Below are 23,248 nucleotides of genomic sequence, written 5' to 3' on the forward strand. Positions count from 1 at the left end.
GAACGCGCTGCTGATCGAGGCCACTCGCGACCGCGCCGACCTGATCGTGTCGGGGACGGCGGCGGGGTGGTGGGAGAGGGCTGTTCCGTGGAGTTCCGTGTCGAGTCGTCCATCCCTCGAGCCTGGCACCCGACCCGTCGAGACCGCATCCGCCGGGCGACGGGTCCTCCGTCGTCCGACCGATCGACCGGCCGGACCCGCCCGAGAGCCGAGGTCGCGCCCCGAAGCGGACCGCTCCTCCGCCACATCGGGCGTCAGACCACCCCCGCCGCCGTCCCCGACACGATCAGGTCGGCGCGGTCGCGAGTGGCCTCGATCAGCAGCGCGTTCCGCCCGTCGACCTCGGAGGCCCAGGCGGAGGCCGCCTCGGGGGCGCGGCCGAAGGAGACGTGGCGGTCGACCAGGCGCTCGAAGCGCTCGGTCTCGGGAGTCGCGCAGAACCAGGCCTCGTCGAACTCGGCGCGCAGCAGCGCCCACGGGCCCTCGTCGACGAGGAGGTAGTTGCCCTCCAGCACGACGAGCGACGCGGAGGGGTGCACGGCCAGCGCGCCGGCCACTCCCTCGTCGACGGTGCGCTCGAAGGTGGGCGCGTAGACGACGTGGTCGGTCTCGGCGCGCAGCCTCCGCACCAGGGCGAGGAAGCCCCAGCCGTCGAACGTGTCGAGGGCGCCCTTGCGGTCGTGGCGGCCGAGCTCGTCGAGCGTGGCGTTGGCGAGGTGGAAGCCGTCCATCGGCACGAAGGCGGCGGTCCCCTCCCCCGCGAGCTCGTTCGCGCGGGCGACCACCGCCCGGGCGAGCGTGGTCTTGCCGGCCCCGGGGCTGCCGGCGATCGCGACGATCGCGCGGCAGCCCGGCGAGGTCAGCGCGAGCGCGCGCCCGGCCAGCTCGTCGAGGCCGGGCCGCACCGCGTCGGGCGCGACCTCGGTCTCAGGCCTCGCCACGGCTGCTCTCCAGCGCGTTCATCAGGAAGCCGTGGGCGTGGCGGGCGAGCGCGGGGCCGTCGTTCCAGAGGTTCCGCCACACGGCGAGGTCGTTCGAGAGGGTCGGCGAGACGACGGCCGACGAGAACGACTCGAAGGTGATGGGTCCGCGGTAGTCGATCGCGGCGAGGGCGTGGAAGAACGTCGTGAAGTCGAGGTGGCCGCTGCCGAGGTAGCCGCGGTGGTTCTCGCCGATGTGGACATACCCGAGACGATCCCCGACTAGCAGCACCGGGCGGAAGAAGTCGTCCTCCTCGATGTTCATGTGGTACGTGTCCAGGTGGATCAGGACGTTGTCGGCGCCGATGTCGTCGGCGAGGCGCAGGGCGTCCGCGGCGGTGTTGATGACGTTGGTCTCGTAGCGGTTGCAGATCTCGAGGCCGAGGGTCATGCCCTTCGTCGAGGCCTCGGCGGCGAGGTCGGTCAGCACCGAGACGACGTTCGCGCGGCCCGCGGCCGAGAGGGGCGCGCTGTACTTGCCGAGCGCGCTGTAGAGGGCGCCGGTGAAGTGGGTGCCGCCGAGCGCGTGGGTGGTCTCGAGGGAGTCGGCGAGCAGCTTCGCGCCGCGGGCCACCACCTCCGGGTCGTCGCTGGAGACGTCGGCCGAGAAGGCGAGGCCGCGCGAGCAGACGATGCCGAGGTCGTTCGCCTCGAGGGCGGCGCGGGCGGAGGCGGTGTCGAGGTTCTGCACGTCGTGCAGCGAGAGCTCCAGCAGGTCGAATCCGGCCGCCTTGGTCTGCTCGATCGTCGCGGTCACTTCGTCGGGGGTGGTGCCGCCGGCGAAGACGAGGGCGTGCACTCCGAGAGGGTTCGTGGTCATGGTGGTGCTCCTTGGTTCGAGAGGTTCAGGGGCGGCGTCGGGCCGCGGGGTCGGTGTCGAGCAGGTCCGCGAGGAATGCGTGGCCGGAGGTCGCGAGGGCGACGGGGTCGTGCCAGAGCTCGCGCCAGAGACCCATGCCCTCGGCCGAGGCCGGGGGCTGGACGGCGGGCGAGAAGCTCTCGAGGGTGAGCGGACCGCGGTAGCCGGAGTCGGCGAGCGCCGCCGCGAGCCCGGTCCAGTCGGTGCTCCCGGTGCCCAGCTCTCCGCGGTGGTTCTCGGAGGCGTGGAGGTAGCCGAGCAGGTCGCCGGCGTCGCGGACGGCGCTCGCGAGGTCGACCTCCTCGAGGTGGGCGTGGAACGTGTCGAGGTGCAGGAGCACGTTCGGCGCGTCGAGCTCGCGGAGGAACGCGGCGGTCTGGGCGGCCGTGTTCAGCAGGTTGCTCTCGTAGCGGTTCACGTACTCCGCTCCGACGACGACGCCGGCGGGAGCGGCGGCCGCGGCGACCCTCCGCAGCACGTCGAGCGAGCGCGAGCGGGCAGCCGCGTCGGCCGCGCGCTCGTACTTGCGCATGGCCGAGTAGGTGACTCCGCCGACGTACCGCGCGCCGATCGCCTCGGCGAACCGCACGGCCGCCAGGAGCCGCTCCTCGCCGCGGCCGGCCGTGGCCTGGTCGGTGATGTCGGAGTCGGCGTCCAGCGCGAGCGAGACGACCGCGTCGATCCCGTGCTCGTCGAGCAGGTCGGCGGTCCACGCGGAGGCGTCGGGGTCGTCGGGAGCCGGGATCTCGATCAGGTCGAAGCCGATCGAGGCGGCGGTGCCGATCGCGCGGCGCCCCGACTCCGGCGTCCAGTCGCCGACGAGCAGGCCCGCGTGGACCCCGATCGGCGACGAGCGCTCCGTGCTCCCGCGGTGCAGGAACTCGGGGTGCATCAGGCGGCCTTCGCGCCCGTGATCAGCGAGACGAGCTCGTCGCCGCTGGTCTCGGCGGTGCGGCGGCCGGCGACGGCGAGGCCCGCGCGCATCACCCACACCTGGTCGCTCAGGCGCATCACCTGGTCGAAGTTGTGGCTGATCAGCAGCACGGCCACTCCGGCGTCGCGCAGCTTGAGGATGATCTTCTCGACGCGCGCCGTCTCCTGGACGCCGAGCGCCGCGGTCGGCTCGTCCATGATCACGATCTTGCTGCCCCAGCCCGCGGCCCGGGCGATCGCGACCGCCTGGCGCTGGCCGCCCGAGAGGCGGCGGACCTTGCTGGTGACCGGCGGGACGTTCACGGCGAGGTCGCCGAGAAGCTCCTGGGCCGTCTTCTTCATCTGCGTCCGGTCGAGGAACCGCACCCCGGGCACGCCCTTGGTGAGCTCCCGGCCGAGGAAGAAGTTCTGCCACACGGTCAGGTCCTCGACCAGGGCGAGGGTCTGGTGCACCGTCTCGATGCCGCCGTCCCGCGCGCCGAGCGGAGTGGTGAAGTGCACCACGTCGCCGTCGAGGGTGATGGTGCCGGAGTCGGCGGGGTGCACCCCGGAGAGGCAGCGGACGAGGGTGGACTTGCCCGCGCCGTTGTCGCCGATCAGGGCGGTGATCTCGCCGCGGCGCATCGACATCGACGCTCCCTTGAGAGCGTGGACGCCGCCGAAGGACTTCTTGATGTCCCGCGCTTCGAGCAGGATGTCGCTGGTCATGGCTGGGCTCACTTCTTCTGGTAGCGGGTGATGAGGGCGGCGAGCACGACCACCAGGCCGACGGCGAGGGGCTGGTAGAACTGCGAGACGCCGAGCAGGGTCAGGCCGTTGGTCAGCGCGGTCAGGAGGAACGCTCCGATGATCGGGCCGACGATCTTGGCCTTGCCGCCGGTGAGGCTCACTCCGCCGAGCACGACGGCCGCGATGGAGTTGAGCAGGTACTGCGTGTTGATGGCCGGCTCCGCGGCGCCGACGCGGGCGACGAGGAGGAGCGAGCCGACTCCGGCGAGGACGGCGGCGATGATGTACACCGCGATGCGCACGCGTCCGGCCTTGATGCCGTTGGCGACCGCGCTCTCCTCGTTGCCGCCGACCGCCTGCACGTGCAGGCCGAAGCGGGTTCGGAACATGACGACCCAGGCGACGACTCCGATGACCGCGGCCAGGATGATCGGGTAGCCGATGATCCCGATCGAGCCGGTGGTGAGGCGGAGCAGCTCGGGGCTGCCGACCGTGATCGGCTTGCCGTCGGAGACGATCAGCGCGAGACCGGTCGCCACCGAGAGCGTGCCCAGTGTCGCGATGAAGTCGGTGACCTTGCCCTTCGCGATCAGGAAGCCGTTGATCACTCCGATCAGCCCCGCGAAGAGCAGGGCCGCGAGCGCCGAGAGCCAGAAGCCCCAGCCGGCGCTCCAGCCGATGCCGAAGCCGACCGCTCCGACGGTCATCGTCGCCGAGATCGAGAGGTCGATGCCGCCGGTGGTGATGACGAAGGACTGGCCGATCGAGAGGATGACCAGGATCGCGGCGGCGACGAGCATCGCCTTGATGTTGCCGAGGCTGAGGAACGTCGGCGTCGCGATCGAGAACACGATCACCAGGGCGACGAGCCCGATCGGTGCGGCGTTCTCGGCCCAGAAGCTGAGCTGACGCAGGTTCGCCAGCAGCGGGGAGGCGCTGGCCGGGGGTCGGGCGGTGACTGAGGTCATGGTCGCTTCCTGGGTTGCCATGGGCGGGAGGTCCTACTTGCTGGGGACGAGCGCGGCGAGCGGGTTGTCGAACTCCTCGAACGGCTGGGGGAAGGCGCCGAGGGCCTGCTCCGCGGTCTCGGAGGTCACGAGCGCGGTGGGCGACTCGATCTCGGCGGGGATCTCCTCGCCGGCGCCGACGGCCTCGCACGCCTGCACGCCGAGCTGGCCGATCGCGTAGGGGTACTGGGCGACGGTGGCGGTGAGCCCGCCGTCCTTCACCGACTGCAGCGCGTCCTCGTTGCCGTCGACGCTGACCACCTGGACGGAGCCGGTGAGGCCCGCGTTCTCGACGGCCTTGACGATGCCGAGGCCCATGTCGTCGTTCGCGGCGAAGAACGCCTTCACGTCGGGGTTCGCGGCGAGGATGTCGGTCGCCTTGGTCAGCGCGACCTCGCGCTTCCAGTCGGCCGCGGCCTCCTGGACGACGGTGAGGTCGGAGCCGATCGCGGCGGTGAAGCCGTCGACGCGGGCGGCGCTGGTGACGTCTCCCGAGACTCCGCCGATGACGGCGACCTCGGAGCCGGCGGGCAGCTGCTGCAGGAGGAAGTCGCCGGCCTTGCCGCCCGCGGCCTCGTTGTCGGTGCCGATGTAGGTGGTGACGTCGAGGTTCGCGGCCTCGACCGCGTCGGGGTCGAGCGGGCTGTCGATGTTGACGATCGTCTTGCCGGTGGCGGAGGCGAGGGCCTGCACCAGGTTCGTGCCGCTGATCGGGTTGACGATGAGGCAGCCGAAGTCCTGGCCGGCGACGGTGGTGAGCTTGTCGGCCTGGCCGGTGGTGTCGCCGATGTCGGCGGCGGCCTGCACCGAGACGTCCACGGAGTCGTCCTTCGCGGTGTCCTCGATGCCGTTCTCCATCGCCTGGAAGAAGGGGTTGTCGAGGCCCTTGATGACCGCGGCGACCTTGGTCGATCCGGAGCCGCCGGCGGCCGTGTCGCCACCCGAGGCGCAGCCGGTGAGGAGGAGTGCGAGGGCGCCGACCGGTGCGAGAACCGGGAGGAGGCGGCGTGCTGTGCGGTTCATCGTCATCCTTGAGGATCAGTGGCACCACTGCGTGCCGGTGTGTGAAAACTACCGGGGCTTTCGCGTTACCGCAATACGAAAGTCGGGGAACTTCAGGTTTCCCGTCGGCAGGCATGTACGCTGACCGTGACAAGAGGGGGAGCGATGACGGGGTACTCCACCGGCGAGGCCGGTTCGCACGTGGCCGACGTCCTCGCGCTGTTCCGCGAGCAGGGCGAGATCTCGCGCAACGCGGTGATGGAGCAGACGGGGCTCTCCCGCTCCACCGTCAACCAGCGCCTCGCGACCCTCGTGGAGCTCGGCCTGATCGCCCCCACCACCGGCGGCGAGTCGACCGGCGGGCGCCCCTCGAGCATGTTCGCGATGAACCTGGTCGGCACCGTGTTCCTCACCGCCGACATCGGGGCGAGCGGATTCGTCGCCGCCGCCTGCGACCTGCGCGGCACCCCCCTCCGGCACGAGAGCGGCGTCGTCGACGTCTGGGAGGGACCGGACGCCGTGCTCTCGCTGGTGATCGCCGCGTTCGAGCGGCTGCAGCAGGGCGACGCGGTCGCCGGCATCGGCGTCGGAGTCCCGGGGCCGGTCGAGTTCGCCGCCGGGCGCGTGCGCAACCCGCCGATCATGACCGGCTGGGACGACTTCGACATCGCCGGCTACTTCGCCGAGCCGTACGAGGGCGTGCAGGTCGTCATCGAGAACGACGCGAACGCCCGCGCCCTCGCCGAGTCGCGCCACCACGGCTCCGACAACCTGATCAGCCTGAAGCTCGGCACCGGCATCGGCTCGGGCCTCGTCTTCAACGGAGCGACGATCCGCGGAGCCGTCGGCGCGGCCGGCGACATCGGCCACACCCGCGCGGTCACGGGCACGGTCGACGCGGATCCGCTGCCCTGCCGCTGCGGCAACGCCGGCTGCGTGGAGGCGTATGCGAGCGGCTGGGCCCTCGTCCGCGACCTCTCGGCCGACGACCCCTCGATCAAGCACGTCGCCGACGTCACGGCCCGCGTGCTCCGCGGCGACATGCGCGCCACCCAGGCGGTGCGCCAGGCCGGCCGCGTCCTCGGCGAGGCGGTCGCCGACCTCGTCAACATCCTCAACCCGCGGACCATCGTGATCTCGGGCCAGCTCGGCGACTGCGGCGAGGTGCTGATGTCGGGCCTGCGCGAGCGCGTCTACCTGCGCACCCACCCGCTCGCCACGCGGCACCTGACCATCCACACATCGGACCTGGGCGAGCTGGCCGGCGTGATCGGCCTCGCCCTGACGACCGCCGACCAGGTCTTCAGCCGCGAGCGCTTTGACCGCGAGGCGAGCGCCGAGAGCCCCCGCGCGGCGGCCGCCGCGAGCTGAGCGGGAGCGGGTTCAGTGACGCAGGGTCGCGGTGATCCGGCAGAGCACCTGGACGTGGGACGGGGCCTCGGGGTTCACCTTCTCGGCGACCGCCTCGACCTCCCATCCGGACGCCATGAGCGCGGCGACCTCACCGCACAGCCAGTCCGGCACCCATCCGATCCGCTCGCCGGACACCGAGGCCACCTCGTAGGCCTCCGGGTTGCGGAGGTTCGAGGCGTCGGGCACGAGGACCAGCCCGTCGCCCTGCTCGAGAGGCAGCACCGGAAGCGGGAGCTCGGCCCGATGGCGGACTCCCGACACGAAGAAACGACTGATGAGGGTCTGCGCGGTGCGGAGAGGCTTCTCCACGACATGGAAGGTGTCGGTCGCTCGCGCCGCGCCGGTCCGGACCATGATCTCGACGGGCAGGTCGGGGGACGCCGCCTCGAGACCGAGCCACCCCAGGTACTCCTCGTACGAGCCGCGCTCGGACGACATCACCCTGTTGGCGAAGAACGGCGGAAGGGACGAGCTCCGGTACTCCGCGTCCACACGGGGGAACTCCGCGAGCGGGAAGAAGTCCTCGTCGGCGACAGCCGCCGGCTCGTACCGGAAGAGGAAGCCGTCGACCCCGACGGACAGCACCGCCGCGCGGAGGAACCGGCGAGTACGAGGGTTCTGCCAGACGAGCAGCAGCTCGCGGACACCAGGGGTCGGACGCGGCGCCGGTCGATCAACGAGGAGAGTCATCGAGGATCCTCCTCCGTGTCGCTGCCAGCAGTCCTTCCGTGAAACTAGCGCACGTCTCCGACATCAGGGTCGGAGGCACCGCCGCGAGGACCTCGCGGACCGCAGAGGGATCGACCGCTCGGAGGCGAGCAGGCCAGAACGCCTGCGCCTCCGGAGAGGCCGCCGCGAGGGCCTCCGCTGCGAGGTCGACCAGCAGCGGTCTCCCGGCGAAATGGTGACTCCTTCCTCTCCGCACCCACCGGTCGAAGAGAGCCTCATCGGCGAGGCAGGCGGCGCGCTTCTCCTCGGTCTCCTGGAACCCGAGGGCGTTGCCGTGATCGAACGAGGGCGAGAGGGTCCGATGACCGCGTCCGGTGATGACCGCCCAGTTCTCGTCGTGTCGATCCCGTCCAGCTACCCAGGCATCGAACAACAGGTAGCCCGCCCACACGTCGAAACCGCTCAGTCCGGAGACGGCGTCGAAGCCTGCGGGAGCGTCGACGCCGTCGAGAGCACGTCTCACCGCATCGACGGTGTAGCGGTCGTCGGGCCGCCTCCGAGCGTGGTCGTAGTGGCGATCGGAGTGGCGCAGCAGGCTGTTCCCGATCTCGAGGCTCTGGATCTGCTCGCGCTCGATGACGTTCCTCGACATGATTCCGCGCCGACCGCCCACCGTCGCAGGTCGGATCTCCGCGCACGGGACGTCGAGCATCCGCGCGAGATGGAACGACACCCACTCCGCCCAGTCCTCACCGCGGGTCTCGTCTCCTCGCTGGCGGGCGAACTTGAAGAGCCACAGATCGCCGTCGGCGACGAGCCAGAACTTCTCCTTCGTCCCCATCGGCTCGTCCGACCACCCCTCGTCGAAGGCGCGCTCGATGGTCGTCGACTCCCACTTCGGCTGCATCCGGTCACGGTAGCCCGCGTGCTGCCGGCCGCGGCGGTCCTGTCGCGTCTCGCGGCCGCGACCCCCTCCGCCCCGCGCACTGTTACGCCCGGCGACGAAGGGTTACGCCGGGCGACGCGGGCCGGGACGGGCGGGCCCGCGGTGCTCCATCATCGTGTCCGGGACGACGCGGAGAGGCCGCGGCCGCCCGACCCGTCCGAAGGAACGCGATGATCCGGCTCGAGCAGCTCAGCAAGTCGTACGGTCCGGCGACCGTGCTCGACCGCCTCGACTTCTCGGTTGCGACCGGCGAGATCTTCGCCGTCGTCGGCCCGAGCGGTGCGGGCAAGAGCACGCTCGCCGCCTGCGTGAACCTCCTCGAGCGGCCCACCTCGGGCACGGTCGTCGTCAACGGGGAGGCGCTCTCGCAGCTCTCGGAGGAGCGGCTGCGCGTCGCCCGCCGCCGCATCGGCACCGTCTTCCAGTCCGACGGACTCTTCAGCCGCCGCACGGCCGAGCAGAACGTGGCCCTGCCGCTGGAGTACCTCGGCGTCACCGCCGCCGAGACGAAGCGGCGCGTCGCGGAGCTGCTCGAGCGCGTCGGCCTCTCGGACCGCGCGCGCTACTACCCGCACCAGCTCTCCGGCGGTCAGCGCCAGCGCGTCGGCATCGCCCGCGCTCTCGCCCTCCGCCCCTCGGTGCTGCTCTCGGACGAGGCCACCTCGGGCCTCGACCCCGCCTCGACCACCGCGATCACCACGCTCCTGAAGGAGCTGCGCGACGACCTGGGCCTCTCGATCCTCTTCATCACCCACGAGATGGAGACGGTGCGCCAGGTGGCCGACTCCGTCGCCCGCCTCGACCACGGCCGCATCGTGGAGTCGGGGCGCCTCGTCGACCTGCTGCGCGACCCCGCGTCCCCGCTCGGCCTCGCCCTCAACCCGGTGCGCCCCTCCGTCGCGCCCGGCCCGGGTCTGGGCGAATGGGTGGTGGGCTACTCCCGCTCCGGAGTGCCGACCGACTGGGTCACCCGGCTCGCGGAGGCGGTCGGCCCCGTCTCGCTGCTCGGCGCGGCGATCGAGACGGTGGACGGGCAGGCGGTCGGCCACGCGACGATCGGGCTCGGCCCGGTCGACGAGGCGCGGCTCACCCGTGCGGCGGCCGAGCTCGGCCTGTCGGTCCGGCCCGCCGGCGTGCGCGTCCTCGCCGAGGAGGTGGCGGCATGATCCTCCACCTCGACAACAAGGTCCCGCTCGAGCAGATCCCCGCGCTGGTGCTGCCGGCGCTCGGCGAGACGCTGATCATGGTCGGCATCGTCATGGCGATCGTGGTGCTGGTCGGCGTGCCGCTGGGCGCTCTCGTGCACAACCTCGCTCCGGGCGGCCTGGCTGAGAACCGGGCCGCCCACCAGGTGCTCAGCGCCGTCATCAGCGTCGGCCGCTCGCTGCCGTTCCTCATCCTGATGGCGTCGATCATGCCGTTCACGCGCCTGATCACCGGCACCAACATCGGGATCGCGGCCGCCGTCGTGCCGATGTCGATCGCGGGGATCGCCTTCTTCACCCGCATCGTCGAGAACGCGCTGCGCAGCGTGCCGCTCTCGCTCACCCGCGTCGCCCGCGCCTCCGGAGCGTCGCGGCTGCAGGTGGTGCGGACCGCCCAGCTGAGCGAGGCGGTGCCGCAGATCATCGGCGGCCTGACGATCAACACCATCGCGATGATCGAGTACTCGGCGATCGCCGGCACGATCGGCGCCGGGGGCATCGGCTACGTCGCGGTGACTTACGGCTACCAGCGCTTCGACACCACCGTCATGCTCGCCACCATCGTGATCCTGGTCGCCACCGTCGCGACCGTGCAGCTCACCGGCGACGCCCTCGTCCGCGCGACCACGCCCGGCGCCTCCCGCTCGCGGCGAGCGCCGCGGGTCGCGGCCGCCGTCTAGAACCACCACTCCTCCTCCTGCGCCCTCGGGCGCCCCTCCCGCGCGCCCGCGCACCCCCTCTTCGAAAGGCACCGCCATGTCCACTCCCGACGACCTCGGATTCGATCTCAAGAAGAAGCGCCGCTGGCCCTGGATCGCCGGAGCGGCCGTCGTCGTGGTCGGCGTCGCCTCCGCGATCGCCGTCCCGCTCCTCTCCCCTGCCGTCTCGGCCAACGAGCAGGAGGGAGCGACGCTCTACGTCGCGACCGCCGAGGGCAATGCCTCCGAGCAGGCCCTGGTCGACTTCGTCGCGAAGGAGGTGGCGCCGCGCTACGGCATCACCGTCGCCTTCAAGGGGCTCTCGGACAGCAACACCATCAACCGCGCGGTGAGCGAGGGCGAGGTCGCGGCCACGGTCTACCAGCACAAGCTCTGGCTGGGACAGGTGCTCGAGGCCAACCCCGACTTCGAGGAGGAGGCGGCCACCCCCGTCTTCCGCTGGGGCTTCGGGCTCTGGAGCGACAAGTACTCCGACGTCTCCCAGATCCCCGACGGCGGCACGGTCTCGCTCTACTCCGACCCCGCCAACGAGGCGCAGGGCCTCTGGCTGCTGCAGAACGCCGGCCTGATCACGCTGAAGCCGGGCACGGAGCCGGGCACCGCGACCCAGGACGACATCGCCGAGAACCCGAAGAACCTGCAGTTCACGCTGCTCGACTTCGCCGCCCAGTCGCGCGCCCTGCCGGACCTCGACGCGGCCGTCGGGTACACCGAGTACTACCTCGCCGCCGGCATCCCGATCGAGCAGCAGATCTTCGCCCCGCAGGCCCCCGACGACTTCGCCGGGCAGCTCACCATCGGCTCGAAGTACCGCGACACCGAGAACGTGAGGAAGCTCGTCCAGGCCTTCCAGGACCCGGCCGTGCAGGAGTTCCTCGCCACGGACGAGACGGTGAAGGGGATCCTGCTGCCGATCGACGGCTGAGCAGGGCCGGAGCGACGGGGTCGCCTGAGGAGTCGCGCGCGGCTTCCCGGGCGACTCGGCGTCTGCGGACGTAGCGTGGGCTCATGAACACGTTCACTCTCCACAACGGTGTCGAGATCCCCGCCCTCGGACTCGGCGTCTTCCAGACTCCGCCCGACGAGACCCGCGCCGCCGTCGCCGCCGCGCTCGACGCGGGGTACCGGCACATCGACACGGCGGCGGCCTACGGCAACGAGCGCGAGGTGGGCGAGGCGATCGCCGGCCGCGACGACGTCTTCCTCGAGACGAAGGTGTGGATCAGCGACTACGGCTACGACGAGACGCTGCACGCCTTCGACAAGAGCGCGGGCAAGCTCGGCGTCGAGCGGATCGACCTGCTGATCCTGCACCAGGCCCTGCCCGAGGCCTTCGACCGCACCCTCGACGCCTACCGGGCGCTCGAGCGGCTGCTCGCCGACGGGAGGGTGCGGGCGATCGGCGTGAGCAACTTCATGGTCGAGCACCTCACCCGCCTGCTCGCCGAGACCGACGTCGTCCCCGCGGTGAACCAGCTCGAGGTGCACCCGTACTTCCAGCAGCGGCGGGTCGAGCGCTTCGGCTGCGAGAACGACATCCTCACCCAGGCCTGGTCGCCGATCGGCGGCATCACCGCCTACCGCGACTCCCCGCGCCGCAGCTTCGACGACCCGGTGCTCCTCGAGCTCGGCGCCAAGTACGGGAAGACGGCCGCGCAGGTGATGCTCCGCTGGCACCTGCAGGAGGGCCGCCAGGTCATCCCGAAGTCGACCCGCCCCGAGCGCATCGCCGAGAACATCGACGTGTTCGACTTCGCGCTCTCCGGCTCGGAGCTCGCCCGGATCGACGCCCTCGAGGCCGGCGTGCGCGGCGGACCGGAGCCCGAGGCCGTGACGCTGGAGGCGTACGGCCGCGACATCCCCGAGGCGTGAGGACGGCGCCCGCGACGGGAACACCGGAGCCGTCGCGGGCGTTGCCCTCACCATGAGCGTTCCCCTCTCCATCCTCGACCTCGCCCCCATCGCCCCCGGTGAGACCGCTCGCGACAGCTTCGCCGCCTCCGTCGCCCTGGCCCAGGAGGCCGAGCGGAACGGCTACCGCCGCGTCTGGTACGCCGAGCACCACAACATGGCGAGCATCGCCTCCAGCGCGACCTCGGTGCTCATCGCGCACGTCGCCTCGCAGACCTCCACGATCCGCCTCGGCTCCGGCGGCGTCATGCTGCCGAACCACTCCCCGCTCACCATCGCCGAGCAGTTCGGCACCCTCGAGACGCTGCACCCGGGCCGGATCGACCTCGGACTCGGCCGCGCCCCCGGCAGCGACCAGGCGACCTTCCGCGCGCTCCGCCGCGACCCCGACTCCTCCGAGCGCTTCCCGCAGGACGTGCTGGAGCTGCAGGCCTTCCTCGCCGGCGAGTCCCGCATCCCCGGAGTGAGCGCGACGCCCGGTGCCGGCACCCGCGTCCCCCTCTACATCCTCGGCTCCTCGCTCTTCGGCGCGCAGCTCGCCGCCGCGCTGGGCCTGCCGTACGCGTTCGCCTCGCACTTCGCTCCGGACGCGCTGCACCAGGCCGTCGCGGAGTACCGCCGCGGCTTCCGCCCCTCCGAGCAGCTCGACGCCCCCTACGTGATCGCCGGGATGAACGCCATCGCCGCCGACACCGAGGAGGACGCGCAGGAGCAGTTCGCGCAGATGAAGCGCGCCCGCCTGATGATGCTGCTGCGCCAGAGCGGGCAGATCCCCGTCGGCCAGACCTTCGACGACGAGGAGCTCGACGCCCTGCTCAGCACCCCGATCGGCGCCCACGTCGCGAGCATGACCACCTACACCGGTGTCGGCACCGGCGACCAGGTGGCCGACTACGCCGCCGACTTCGCCCGCTCCGCCGACGCCGACGAGGTCATCGTCGCCCACGCGTCGCTGCAGACGGAGGCGCGCCTGCGCTCGGTCGCTCTCCTCGCGCAGTCGAACGCGCGCGTCGCCGTCTGAGCCCGTCCGCAACCGAGGTCGAGCGGCCCGGCACCGGCCTGATGGCCACTGTCGGACGCTCCGGGCCTCGGTTGCGAACGGCCGGCCCTGGGCAGAGTGGGGGTCGGGCGGCGCACATCAGCGGACGCGAGCAGAAGTGAGCCTCTAATGGGGGCCACCTCTCGGGGCACGACCCCGGGAGGAGCGCGTCCGCGGTGCCAGGCTGAGCCCTGTGTCGACGATGACGGGCAAGCGGCGTGAGCCCGGGGACAGCCCTGCGCGGTCAGCGGCCCTGCTGCTGCGGGTCTGCGCGGGCGACCGGACCGCCTTCCGGCAGCTCTACTCGCTCACCGCGGGCCGGGTCGTCTCCGTCGCGGACGCCGTGCTCGACGACCGCGCCGCCGCCGAGGAGGTCGCGCAGGAGGTCTACCTCGAGCTCTGGCGCACCGCGCGCTCGCTCGACCCGGGCCGTCCCGTGCTCGCCTTCCTGGCCCAGGTCGCGCACCGCCGTGCCGTGGACCGCGCCCGGGCGGACCGGTCGGCGCGGCGCCGGGAGCTGCAGTACACGGTCCTCGACCGGCCGCGCGATCACGAGTGGGAGCGCTCGGACGTCCGGCTGGCCCTGGCGCCCGCGGCCGGCGCGATCCGGCAGCTCGCCGCCATCCACCACGACGTCCTCTACCTCGCCTACGTCCGCGGGTACAGCCACTCCGAGATCGCGGAGGAGCTGTCGATCCCGCTCGGCACCGTCAAGACCCGGCTGCGCGACACCCTCATCCGCCTGCACACCCACCTGCAGTCCGCCGGCCCGGCGGACCCGGACGGCGGACCGGGACGGCGCATCCGGCGCTGACCGATGGCGCGGACGCCTCTGCGCCACCGGGGTCGCACGCTTCAGGACCGTGTCCGGCCCGCTCAGCCCGCCTGCGTCGCGCCCGAGACCGCGAGCCCGACGATCACCGTCAGCACCGTCGTCCACAGCGCGATCGCGACGCCCTGCCAGAGCAGGATCCGCCCTCGGCCGACTCCGGCGCCCGCCAGCATCACCGCGGTGAAGTGCGTCGGGAGCAGCAGCGGCCCCAGCAGGCTCACGCCCGGGACGCCGTAGCGGGTGAAGGCCCGCTGGAACTTCTCGCGCCGCGGAGTCGTCCGCTTCGCCTCCGAGCGGCCCGTGATCGCCGAGCGGACGCCGGTGCCCAGCAGCACGAGCAGCGCCACGCAGACGAAGTTGCCGATCGCCCCCGCAAGCCCGGCGACGACCGGGTGGATGCCGCCGATGATCCCGATGCTCGCCGCTCCCTCGCCCTCGATGAAGGGGACGGCCCCGGCCGCGGCGACGACGAGGGGCTGCACGAGCTCGGGAACGCGGCCGATCAGGTCCTGGAATCCGAGGATCGCGTCGCTGATGATCGTCATGGTCGTGCCTTCCGGTACGTGGCCCCGGCTCTCGGGACTCCTCCATCCGACCGTGTCCGCGCCCGCTGCGGCAGTGCCGCCGGGTCACCGCGTCCCGGGAGGATCGACGGCCCGAGGGGTGACAAGTGTCATGGTCGTAGCCTGGGCCGCATGGTGAACACGACCGAGGCGGATCCGCCCGTGCGCGCGGGCCGCGGCGTCGCCGTGACCTGGTGGTACACCCTCGCGTCGGCCGCCTCCTTCGTGGTGGTCGTCCTGGCCGTCTGGTCCGTGGCGGTGCTGAGCGCCGAGGCCGAGGAGTGGCGGAAGGCCGCCTACTTCCTGGGCGCGGCCGCCTGGGTCGCGGTGTTCTCGCCGACCGCGCTCGCGTACCGGCGCGCCGACCGCGAGGGCCCGGTGCGCCTCCGGGCCGCGCCGACCCTGGTCTTCTGCCTCGGAGTGGCGGCCGCCGCGCTCACCGGCACGGCCGCCGGGAGCCTCGCGCTCGGGCTCTCGCTCGCCGCGACCCTGGTCGCCGTGCTGCCCTGGCAGAGCGGCGTGCGGCTCCGGGTGATGGTGCTCTGCACGATCGTCCTCGCGGTCGCGGCGGTGCTCGAGCAGACGCGCGCGGCGCCGGACGCGTCGGCCGCGCTCTCGACCCTCCTGCTGTTCGCGACACTGCTGCCCCTGACGGTCGTCAGCGCGCTGTGGTGGTGGGACATCGTCCGCGAGCTCGACCGGGCGCGCGCCGCCGAGGGCCGGCTCGCCGCCGCGCAGGAGCGCCTGCTGCTCGCCGGCGACGTGCACGACCTCCAGGGCCACCACCTCCAGGTCATCGCGCTGCAGCTCGAGCTCGCCGAGCGCCTCCTCGGCAGCGACCCCGAGGCCGCTCTCGAGCAGCTGCGCGCCGCCCAGCGCTCGGTCGACGGCGCCCGCACCGGCACCCGCGAGCTGGCGACGCGCTTCCGCAGCGTCCCGCTCGCCGACGAGCTGGCCAACGCCGCCGACCTGCTCCGCTCGGCCGGGCTCCGCGTCGAGCTCGAGGTCGACCCGGCGGCGGCTCACGCGCCGGCCGAGACGCTCGGGCCGGTGGTCCGCGAGACGACGACGAACATCCTCAAGCACGGCGGCGGCTCCAGCGCGCGGCTGCGGCTCGCGCGGGAGCGGGACGAGTGGCGGTTCGAGGCGGTGAACGACCTGGCACCGGACGCGGAGGAGGCGGACGGGACCGGCTCGGGCGTCCTCGGCATGGCGGAGCGGGTCGAGCGGGCGGGCGGGACGCTGCGCGCCGGGGCGGTCCGCCGCTCCTTCGAGCTGGACGCGCGCCTGCCGGTGGGGAGCGACTCGTGATCCGGGTGCTGATCGCCGACGACGAGGACATGATCCGCACGGCGCTGGCCGCGCTCCTCCGCCTCGAGGAGGACCTCGAGATCGTGGGCGAGTGCCGCGACGGCGAGCAGGCGGTCGCGGAGGCGCTGCGCCTGCAGCCCGACGTGTGCCTCTTCGACGTCGAGATGCCCGGGCTCGACGGGATCGAGGCGGCGGAGCGGCTGCGCCGGGTCTCGGCGACGCGGGTCGTGGTCGTCACCCGCCATGCGCGGCCGGGGGTCCTGCGGCGAGCGCTCGGAGCGGGCGTCAGCGGCTTCCTGCCGAAGTCGCGCCGGGTCGAGGACGTCGCCGAGGTGATCCGCCAGGTCGCGAGCGGACGCCGCTACGTCGATCCGGAGATCGCCGCCGACGCCCTGGCGAGCACGCGCAGCCCGCTGACCGACCGCGAGCTCGACGTGCTCAGCGCCGGCTCCCGCGGCGAGACGATCGGCGAGATCGGCGCGGCGCTGCACCTCTCCTCGGGCACCGTCCGCAACCACGTCTCGTCGATCCTGCGCAAGCTCGACGTCGACACCCGCCAGCGCGCGGTCATCGAGGCCCGCGAGCGCGGCTGGATCTGAGCGAGGCGCCGCGACGGCAGCCACTACGCAGGAGTCGTCGCACTCGCACTCGAGTGCGACGACTTCTGCGTTCTCGCGAGCGGTGCCCGTCAGGCCGTCGGCGTCCAGATCCGCATCGTCGACGGCCCGCGGTTCGCCCAGCGGTGGTACGGCCGGAACTCCGCCTCGAAGCGCCGCCCCTCCTCCACAGGTACGGAGCCGTAGGGCCAACCGGGAGCCGCCTCGCGCGCCACGAGGGACACGCGCGCTCCCTCCGCCGTCACGACGGGCGGCACCGAGGCGTCGACCGCGATGTGCTCGGTGTCCAGGCCCTCGGGCAGGTCGAGCGACTCGATCGCCAGCACGAACGGCCCGCACTCGAGGGCGACCTGGCCGCGCACCGCGTCGATCCGGGGGTGCGGGGCGACGAAGCGGGCCGACATCGGCAGCGAGAGCCGCACGGTGTCGCCGGCGGAGAACGCCCGGCGGACGGTGACGGTCGGCGTCGAGACCGGCTCGCCGTCGAGCAGCGCCGAGCCCCGCGCGAACGGCGGCACCCGCAGCGTCAACGCGAACTCCGCGTCCTCGAGGATCCGCACGACGATCTCGCCGTCGGCCGGGTACTCCGTCTCGACGCGCAGCGCGACGCCTCCGGTGCGCACCTCGTACGCGCCGTACTGGTGCAGCTGCACGCCCTCGTCGGTGGCGGTGGCGAAGCCGAGCTCGACGCTCGCGAGGGTGCGGGCGGTGTTGGTCGGGCAGCACGAGACCCAGAACCAGGGCGCGCGGAGGCTGGACTGCGCGCGGTCGGTCTCGCGCGACTCGTCCGGAGCCACTCCGTCGACGCGCTGCTGCAGCGTGTTCGTGTAGAAGAAGGCGCGGCCGTCCTCGCGGGTGGCGGGGAGCACCGCGTTCAGCAGCGTCCGCTCCATCAGGTCCGCGTAGCGGTGCTCGTTCGAGCCGAGCAGGAGCCGCCAGCTGAGCATCGTGGAGCCGATCGCCGCGCAGGTCTCGGCGTAGGCGCGATCCGGCGGCAGCTCGTAGTCGGCGCCGAACGCCTCGTCCTGGTGGTGCGAGCCCATCCCGCCCGTGACGTAGGTGCGCCGCTCGACGGTCGCCTCCCACTGGCGGCGGACCGCCTCCTCCAGCTCGGCGTCGCCGGTCTCGACCGCGACATCGAGAGCCCCGGAGGCGAGGTAGAGGGCCCGCACCGCGTGGCCGCGCAGCACCTCCGCGTCGCGCACGGGCACGTCGTCCTGGAAGTACTCGGCGCCGAACGCGATCGGCTTCAGCGTCCCCGTCCCGCGCCGCTCCACGAAGAGGCGGGCCAGCTCGAGGTAGCGCTCCTCCCCCGTCGCCCGCGCCAGCTCGGCGAGCGCCGGCTCGATCTCGGGGTGGCCGCACACAGCGACCCTCCCCTCGGGCCCGAACTCGCGGTGCACGTGGTCGGCGAGGCGCCGGGCGACCTGCGGCAGGAGGTCGTCGTGCCCGGTGCGGAGCCGCGCCACGGCGGCCTGGATCAGGTGCCCGAAGCTGTACAGCTCGTGGCCCCACTCCAGGTCGGAGTAGCGCGCACGCTGGCCGGGCCGGCCGAAGCTCGTGTGCAGGTACCCGTCCGGGTCCTGGGCGGAGGCGACCCGCGCGACGAGGTCGTCGTACCGCTCCTGCAGCCCGGCGTCGTCGCTCCGGCCGAGCTCCCAGGCCATGGCCTCGAGGAGCTTGTAGACCTCGGAGTCCACGAACTCGATGCCCGCGTGCGCGTCGCCGCCCTCGGCGGACGAGATCGAGCCGTCGGCCGCGCGGTCGAAGTTGCCGGCCCAGCCGACGCGCTCGATCCACGAGCGGCAGTGCTCGATGACGGCGGAGGAGTTGAGGTCCTGGTAGTGCTTCCAGAAGCCGCCGGTGAGGAGGATCTCGTCCTGGCGCAGCGGCCGGAGCACGCTCCGCGAGGGGGCGACCGGGCCGCCGAGGGCGGTGGCGGTGGGGGCGGTGAGGGTCACGGTGTCTCCTTGGAGGGACGGGTCAGTCCTTGACGGCGCCGGCGGTGACTCCCGCCGAGACGTACCGCTGGGCGACGACGAGGAGGACGGCGGCCGGGAGCGAGGCGACCACGGCGGTCGCCATGATCGAGTTCCACTCCTGGTTGTTGTTGCCGATGTACTTGTAGATGCCGAGGGTGATCGGCTGGAGCTTCCCGCCGCTGTCGAGCGTCGAGGCGAAGATGAAGTCCGACCAGGCCCAGAGGAACGCGAACAGCGAGACGGTGACGACGGAGTTGCGGCTGATCGGCATGATCACCGAGGTGAAGGTGCGCCAGGCGCTCGCTCCGTCCATCCGCGCCGCCTGGGTGAGCTCGTCGGGGATCCCCGACATGAAGGCCGTGAAGATCAGCACGCCGAACGGCACCGCGATGGTGGAGTCGGCCACGATCAGGCCCGGGATCGAGTTGAGCAGCCCCAGGTTGAGGTAGATGGCGTAGAAGCCCATCGCCATGATGATCGCCGGGATCATCTGCGCGATCAGCAGCACGAACGAGAGCGCCTGCCCGCCGCGGGGCCGCAGCTTCGCCAGCGAGTAGGCGGCGGGAGCGGCGATCGCCACGGTCAGCAGCACCGTGCCGAGGCCGACGACGAGGCTCGTGCCCAGGTAGGGCAGCTGCTCGCTCAGCACCGCCTGGTAGCCGGTGAACGTGGGCGAGAACGGGAACCAGTCCGGCGGATCCTTCCGCATCGAGCCGGTCGGAGTGAGGGAGACGTTGATCATCCAGTAGACGGGGAACAGCATGACCGCCGTGAGGGCGATCCCGACCACCGTCAGGTACCAGGGGCGTCGGGCGGTCACGAGTCGGCCTGCTTCCGCTGGACCCGGATGTACACGAGACCGAAGACGAGGGCCAGGATGATCAGCAGGTTGCCGACGGCCGCGGCCGGTCCGAAGTCGGGCAGCATCGAGCCGAAGCCGAGCTGGTAGGTCCAGGTGGCGAGCGTGGTCGAGGAGTCGGCGGGGCCGCCCTTCGTCATGATCCAGATGATGTCGAACACCTTCAGCGTGTAGACGAGGCCGAGCAGGATCGTGATCGCCGACACCGGCCGCAGCAGCGGCAGCGTGATCCGCCAGAACTGCTGAGCGCCGGTCGCGCCGTCGAGCGAGGCCGCCTCGTAGAGGTCCTGCGAGATGTTCTGCAGGCCGGAGTAGAGGATCACCAGGTTGAACGGGATGCCGATCCAGATGTTCGCGATCAGGACCGCGATCAGCGAGGTGGTCGGCGAGGTGAGCCAGTTGATCTGGCCGATCCCGAACGACTCCAGGAACGCGTTCACGATGCCGGAGTCGCTGTTGAGCATCCACGACCAGGTCGAGGCCGAGACGATCAGCGGCAGGAGCCACGGCACCAGGAACAGCGCCCGGAGCGTGCTCGCGAGCGGGAAGCGGCGGTAGAAGAACACGGCGAGCGCCAGCCCCAGCGTGAACTGGAAGAGGAGCGAGACGCCGGTGAAGACCGCCGTGTGCAGCAGCGCCGGGCCGAAGGTCGCGTCCTGGAACACCTGGACGTAGTTGTCGAACCAGACGAAGGGCGCGTTCCCCTGCACGAACGAGCGGACCGTGTAGTCCTTCAGGCTCAGCTCGAGGTTGCGGTAGAGCGGGAACGCGTAGAAGACGAGCAGGTAGGCGACGAGCGGGGCGAGGAACGCCCACGCGACCAGGCGGCCGCCCTCGGGGCGCCAGCGGCGCCGACGGCTCTCGGCGGCCGGGGCGGGCGGGGCCGGCGGCTCGGTGCCGCGCCGCAGGAGGCGGGCGGTCTCGGTGGCAGTGGTCATGGTCTCTCCCGTCCCTCCGGCCGGTGCGCGGAGCACCGGCCGGAGGGACCTCGTTCGGGGAGCGGGAGCCCCCGGTCGTCCTACTTCGTTGCGGATTCGGCGGCCGACTGGGCGGCCTTCAGGGCGTCCTCGGGAGACTGCGAGCCGCTGAGCACGGTCTGCACCGCGCCCCACAGCTGCTCCGAGATCTTCGGGTACTTCGTGCCGAGGTCGTCCGAGGTGCGGCCCTTCGCGGCCTGCACGGCGGTGACCCACGGCTCGAGGTCGGCGTTGCCGGCGACCTGCTCCTGCTGCGCCTCGGCCGTCGGCGCGATGTACGAGAGCGTGTTGTCGGTCGTGACCAGGCTCTCCGTCGAGGTCAGGCACTCGGCGATCTTCTTCGAGGTCTCGTAGCGCGCCGTGTCCGACTGCACCGGGAGGGTGAGGAACTCGCCTCCGGTCGGTGCGGGGGCCGCTCCGCCGTCCTTCGACGGGATGGTCAGGACGCCGTAGTCGATGCCCGAGGCCTTCGCGTTGGCCAGCTGCCAGGTGCCGTTCTCGCCGAACGCGTACTCGCCGGTCTCGAACTCCTGCCAGCTCGTGGTCTGCGTGTTGCCGATCACAGAGTTGGGCGCGTAGCCCTTCTCGAGCCAGTCGCTCCAGAGCGAGACGGCGTCGACCGCGGCGGGCGAGTCGAGGTCGGTCAGCTCGGCGCCGGAGCCCCAGAACCACGGCAGGAACTGGAAGGTCCCCTCCTCCGTGCCGATGCCGGAGAACGTGATGCCCTTGCCGCCGGAGGCGGTGACCTTCTCGAGCGCGTCGGTCAGCCCGGCCCAGTCGGTGATGGAGGCGGCGTCCACGCCGGCCTTCTCGAGCACGGCCTTGTTGTAGTACAGCGCGAGCGTGTTGGCACCGATCGGCACGCCGAAGGTGTCGCTGCCGGTCTGGCCGGCCGCGAGGATGTTCGCGTCGATACCCTCGGTGGAGAGCCCGGACTCGGCGGTCGTGGTCAGGATGCCCGACTCCGCGAGCGTCGAGACCACGGGGTTGTCGACGAGCAGGAGGTCGGGCGAGTTGCCCTGCTGCCCGGCGAGCAGCGCCTTGTTGGTCAGGTCGGTGGTGTCGTAGCCGGTGCGCTCGACGGTGACGCCGGCCTCGGTCCCGCAGGAGTCGATGAGCTTCGCCCAGTCGGACGACTCGTCGAACTGGGGGTACGGGTCCCAGAACGTGTAGCTGCCTCCCGCGGCGGAGCCGGAGTCTCCCCCGGAGCCGCTCGCGCAGCCGGTCAGTGCGGCGGCGGCCGTCCCCAGCAGGACGGCGGCGGCGAGGCCCCGAGCGTGCTTCCTCGTCTTCACGGATGATCCCTTCGTCGTTGATGGATTCCTCGGCAGTCGTCCCGATCGTCTGCGCCGGGCCGAAACTACTTTCTGTCGGGTAAACCTAGGCAGGGGCGGTCAGCGCGTCAAGAGATGCGACCTTTTCGGTCTTTTCGGTTTTTCGCCGGAGTCGTGCGAGGATCGACGCGGCGGCCCGCCGGGCCCGGAACGGAGGCGCGGTGCCACCACGCAAGCCCACCGGCACCATCACGCTCACCGACGTGGCGGCCGCCGCCGGCGTCTCGATCGCCACCGCCTCCAAGGCGCTCAACGGCCGCGACCAGGTGCGCGCCGAGACCCGCCAGCGCGTGCTGGACGCCGCCGAGGCCCTCTCCTTCACCCCGAACCCGTTCGCGCAGGCCCTCAACTCCCGGCGCACGGGCACCATCGGGATGCTCACCAACGATCTCGACAACCGCTTCGTGCTCCCCGTGCTGCTCGGCGCCGAGGACGCGTTCGGCGCCGGATCGACGTCGGTGCTCCTCTGCGACGCCCGCGGCGACTCGATCCGCGAGCAGCACCACATCAAGAACCTGCTCGCCAAGCGCGTCGACGGGATCGTGGTGCTCGGTCGGACGACGAACCCGCGCCCCTCGATCACCCGCACCATCCCGGTGCCGGTCGTCTACGCCTACGCGCCCTCGGAGGATCCGCGCGACTCCTCCTTCACGCCCGACAACGTGCAGGCCGGCGTCCTCGCCGCCCGCCACCTGATCGAGCGCGGACGGACCAGGATCGCCCTCGTCAACGGCGAGCCGAGCTACACCGCCGCGCACGACCGCGCCCGGGGCGTCGAGCAGGCGCTGACGGAGGCGGGGCTCCCGCTGGTCGGCAGCGGCGTCCTCTTCGGGCAGTGGTCCGAGAGCTGGGGCCGCCAGTGCGCAGAGACGCTGCTGCGCGCGCATCCGGACCTCGACGCGATCATCTGCGCGAGCGACCAGATCGCCCGCGGCACCCTCGACCACCTGCGCGAGACCGGCCGGCGGGTGCCGCAGGACGTGGCCGTCGTCGGCTTCGACAACTGGGACCTCCTCGTCGAGGCCGCCCGCCCGCCGCTCTCGAGCATCGACATGATGCTCGACACGCTCGGCCGCGCCGCCGCGGAGGAGCTCTCGAACGCGATCCACGGACGTCCGACCGCGGGCGTGCAGGCCATGCCCGTCCGCCTCGTGCCGCGGGAGTCCTCCGGCTGACGCCGCCGCCCTCCGCGAGAACGCGGAGGACACTGCCTGCTCAGCGGTGTCCCGACGCTCGGAGCGGCGTCTCGACGCACGAGCGGGCCAGCGCGCATCGGCGAGGACACCGGAGGGACGGGCGGAGCGCGATCGAGGGCGCAGACGTGCGCCGGACCCCTCGGGAGTCCGGCGCACGGCCTGGCG

At 72.1% G+C, this 23,248-nt stretch carries 23 protein-coding genes; 10 read left to right on the forward strand and 13 right to left on the reverse strand.

The annotated features are described in order from the left end of the window. Positions 1 to 254 precede the first annotated feature (254 nt). From C5C50_RS11635 to C5C50_RS11660, 6 genes are read right to left on the reverse strand one after another with little or no spacing between them, the layout of a single operon-like run. The gene (locus tag C5C50_RS11635) at positions 255 to 941 is read right to left on the reverse strand and encodes a nucleoside/nucleotide kinase family protein (protein ID WP_219814099.1); all 687 of its coding nucleotides are present in this window, start codon (positions 939 to 941) and stop codon (positions 255 to 257) included. Then, complete coding sequence (locus tag C5C50_RS11640; protein ID WP_104273506.1) at positions 928 to 1,800, reverse strand: sugar phosphate isomerase/epimerase; 873 nt, start codon at positions 1,798 to 1,800, stop codon at positions 928 to 930. Before C5C50_RS11640 ends, C5C50_RS11635 begins: the two co-directional genes overlap by 14 nt. A gap of 25 nt (positions 1,801 to 1,825) precedes the next feature. After that, positions 1,826 to 2,731: a sugar phosphate isomerase/epimerase gene (locus C5C50_RS11645; protein WP_104273507.1), complete on the reverse strand. Its 906-nt coding sequence runs from the start codon at positions 2,729 to 2,731 to the stop codon at positions 1,826 to 1,828. Continuing rightward, the gene (locus C5C50_RS11650) at positions 2,731 to 3,480 is read right to left on the reverse strand and encodes an ATP-binding cassette domain-containing protein (protein WP_104222715.1); all 750 of its coding nucleotides are present in this window, start codon (positions 3,478 to 3,480) and stop codon (positions 2,731 to 2,733) included. Before C5C50_RS11650 ends, C5C50_RS11645 begins: the two co-directional genes overlap by 1 nt. A gap of 8 nt (positions 3,481 to 3,488) precedes the next feature. Continuing rightward, positions 3,489 to 4,469, reverse strand: coding sequence for an ABC transporter permease (locus tag C5C50_RS11655; RefSeq protein ID WP_104222714.1), 981 nt, complete (start codon positions 4,467 to 4,469; stop codon positions 3,489 to 3,491). 33 nt (positions 4,470 to 4,502) lie between these two features. Continuing rightward, positions 4,503 to 5,531 (reverse strand): substrate-binding domain-containing protein, encoded by a 1,029-nt coding sequence (locus C5C50_RS11660; RefSeq protein WP_104222713.1) that lies wholly within the window; start codon positions 5,529 to 5,531, stop codon positions 4,503 to 4,505. A gap of 144 nt (positions 5,532 to 5,675) precedes the next feature. On the opposite strand from C5C50_RS11660, the gene C5C50_RS11665 reads away from it, so the two are divergent. Next, positions 5,676 to 6,881 (forward strand): ROK family transcriptional regulator, encoded by a 1,206-nt coding sequence (locus tag C5C50_RS11665; RefSeq protein ID WP_104262562.1) that lies wholly within the window; start codon positions 5,676 to 5,678, stop codon positions 6,879 to 6,881. Positions 6,882 to 6,893: 12 nt separating this feature from the next. Here C5C50_RS11665 and C5C50_RS11670 read toward each other — a convergent pair whose 3' ends face one another. After that, complete coding sequence (locus C5C50_RS11670; protein WP_146079261.1) at positions 6,894 to 7,613, reverse strand: HIRAN domain-containing protein; 720 nt, start codon at positions 7,611 to 7,613, stop codon at positions 6,894 to 6,896. Beyond that, a complete protein-coding gene (locus C5C50_RS11675; RefSeq protein WP_104273508.1) occupies positions 7,597 to 8,499 on the reverse strand; it encodes a hypothetical protein in 903 nt (300 codons plus the stop codon). The genes C5C50_RS11670 and C5C50_RS11675 overlap by 17 nt, the downstream gene beginning before the upstream one ends. A gap of 209 nt (positions 8,500 to 8,708) precedes the next feature. On the opposite strand from C5C50_RS11675, the gene C5C50_RS11680 reads away from it, so the two are divergent. The 6 genes from C5C50_RS11680 to C5C50_RS11705 all read left to right on the forward strand — a co-directional run bounded on the left by C5C50_RS11680 (position 8,709) and on the right by C5C50_RS11705 (position 14,226). Then, positions 8,709 to 9,704, forward strand: a complete 996-nt coding sequence (locus tag C5C50_RS11680; protein WP_104222709.1) for a methionine ABC transporter ATP-binding protein — start codon at positions 8,709 to 8,711, stop codon at positions 9,702 to 9,704. Next, the gene (locus C5C50_RS11685; RefSeq protein ID WP_104222708.1) at positions 9,701 to 10,423 is read left to right on the forward strand and encodes a methionine ABC transporter permease; all 723 of its coding nucleotides are present in this window, start codon (positions 9,701 to 9,703) and stop codon (positions 10,421 to 10,423) included. Before C5C50_RS11680 ends, C5C50_RS11685 begins: the two co-directional genes overlap by 4 nt. A 76-nt stretch (positions 10,424 to 10,499) precedes the next feature. Continuing rightward, positions 10,500 to 11,387 carry a MetQ/NlpA family ABC transporter substrate-binding protein gene (locus C5C50_RS11690; protein WP_104232971.1) on the forward strand — a complete coding sequence of 296 codons (888 nt, stop codon included), beginning with the start codon at positions 10,500 to 10,502 and terminating at the stop codon, positions 11,385 to 11,387. A gap of 83 nt (positions 11,388 to 11,470) precedes the next feature. Further along, complete coding sequence (locus tag C5C50_RS11695; protein WP_104222706.1) at positions 11,471 to 12,334, forward strand: aldo/keto reductase; 864 nt, start codon at positions 11,471 to 11,473, stop codon at positions 12,332 to 12,334. 52 nt (positions 12,335 to 12,386) lie between these two features. After that, positions 12,387 to 13,394, forward strand: a complete 1,008-nt coding sequence (locus C5C50_RS11700) for an LLM class flavin-dependent oxidoreductase (RefSeq protein WP_104273509.1) — start codon at positions 12,387 to 12,389, stop codon at positions 13,392 to 13,394. A gap of 220 nt (positions 13,395 to 13,614) precedes the next feature. Continuing rightward, positions 13,615 to 14,226: a sigma-70 family RNA polymerase sigma factor gene (locus C5C50_RS11705; protein WP_258067745.1), complete on the forward strand. Its 612-nt coding sequence runs from the start codon at positions 13,615 to 13,617 to the stop codon at positions 14,224 to 14,226. Positions 14,227 to 14,288: 62 nt separating this feature from the next. Here the strand turns inward: C5C50_RS11705 and C5C50_RS11710 are convergent, their stop codons facing one another. Then, positions 14,289 to 14,789 (reverse strand): small multidrug efflux protein, encoded by a 501-nt coding sequence (locus C5C50_RS11710; RefSeq protein WP_104225805.1) that lies wholly within the window; start codon positions 14,787 to 14,789, stop codon positions 14,289 to 14,291. Between the two features lie 150 nt (positions 14,790 to 14,939). On the opposite strand from C5C50_RS11710, the gene C5C50_RS11715 reads away from it, so the two are divergent. Together C5C50_RS11715 and C5C50_RS11720 are read left to right on the forward strand one after the other, a co-directional pair. Next, on the forward strand, positions 14,940 to 16,118 hold the full coding sequence (locus tag C5C50_RS11715) for a sensor histidine kinase (RefSeq protein WP_104268801.1): 1,179 nt from the start codon (positions 14,940 to 14,942) through the stop codon (positions 16,116 to 16,118). Continuing rightward, positions 16,115 to 16,717: a response regulator transcription factor gene (locus C5C50_RS11720; protein ID WP_104222701.1), complete on the forward strand. Its 603-nt coding sequence runs from the start codon at positions 16,115 to 16,117 to the stop codon at positions 16,715 to 16,717. Before C5C50_RS11715 ends, C5C50_RS11720 begins: the two co-directional genes overlap by 4 nt. Before the next feature lie 89 nt (positions 16,718 to 16,806). Here the strand turns inward: C5C50_RS11720 and C5C50_RS11725 are convergent, their stop codons facing one another. The 4 genes from C5C50_RS11725 to C5C50_RS11740 form a co-directional block, all read right to left on the reverse strand. Then, positions 16,807 to 18,696 carry a glycoside hydrolase family 127 protein gene (locus C5C50_RS11725; protein WP_104273511.1) on the reverse strand — a complete coding sequence of 630 codons (1,890 nt, stop codon included), beginning with the start codon at positions 18,694 to 18,696 and terminating at the stop codon, positions 16,807 to 16,809. 22 nt (positions 18,697 to 18,718) lie between these two features. Continuing rightward, positions 18,719 to 19,537, reverse strand: coding sequence for a carbohydrate ABC transporter permease (locus C5C50_RS11730; protein ID WP_104222699.1), 819 nt, complete (start codon positions 19,535 to 19,537; stop codon positions 18,719 to 18,721). Next, complete coding sequence (locus C5C50_RS11735; RefSeq protein ID WP_104225802.1) at positions 19,534 to 20,514, reverse strand: carbohydrate ABC transporter permease; 981 nt, start codon at positions 20,512 to 20,514, stop codon at positions 19,534 to 19,536. The genes C5C50_RS11730 and C5C50_RS11735 overlap by 4 nt, the downstream gene beginning before the upstream one ends. Positions 20,515 to 20,594: 80 nt before the next feature. Then, complete coding sequence (locus C5C50_RS11740; protein ID WP_104225801.1) at positions 20,595 to 21,848, reverse strand: extracellular solute-binding protein; 1,254 nt, start codon at positions 21,846 to 21,848, stop codon at positions 20,595 to 20,597. A gap of 200 nt (positions 21,849 to 22,048) precedes the next feature. Here C5C50_RS11740 and C5C50_RS11745 point away from each other — a divergent pair, with 200 nt between their 5' ends. Further along, complete coding sequence (locus tag C5C50_RS11745) at positions 22,049 to 23,062, forward strand: LacI family DNA-binding transcriptional regulator (RefSeq protein WP_104273512.1); 1,014 nt, start codon at positions 22,049 to 22,051, stop codon at positions 23,060 to 23,062. Positions 23,063 to 23,248: the final 186 nt, after the last annotated feature.

It is taken from the genome of Rathayibacter sp. AY1D9 (assembly GCF_002932395.1).
Lineage (GTDB): Bacteria > Actinomycetota > Actinomycetes > Actinomycetales > Microbacteriaceae > Rathayibacter.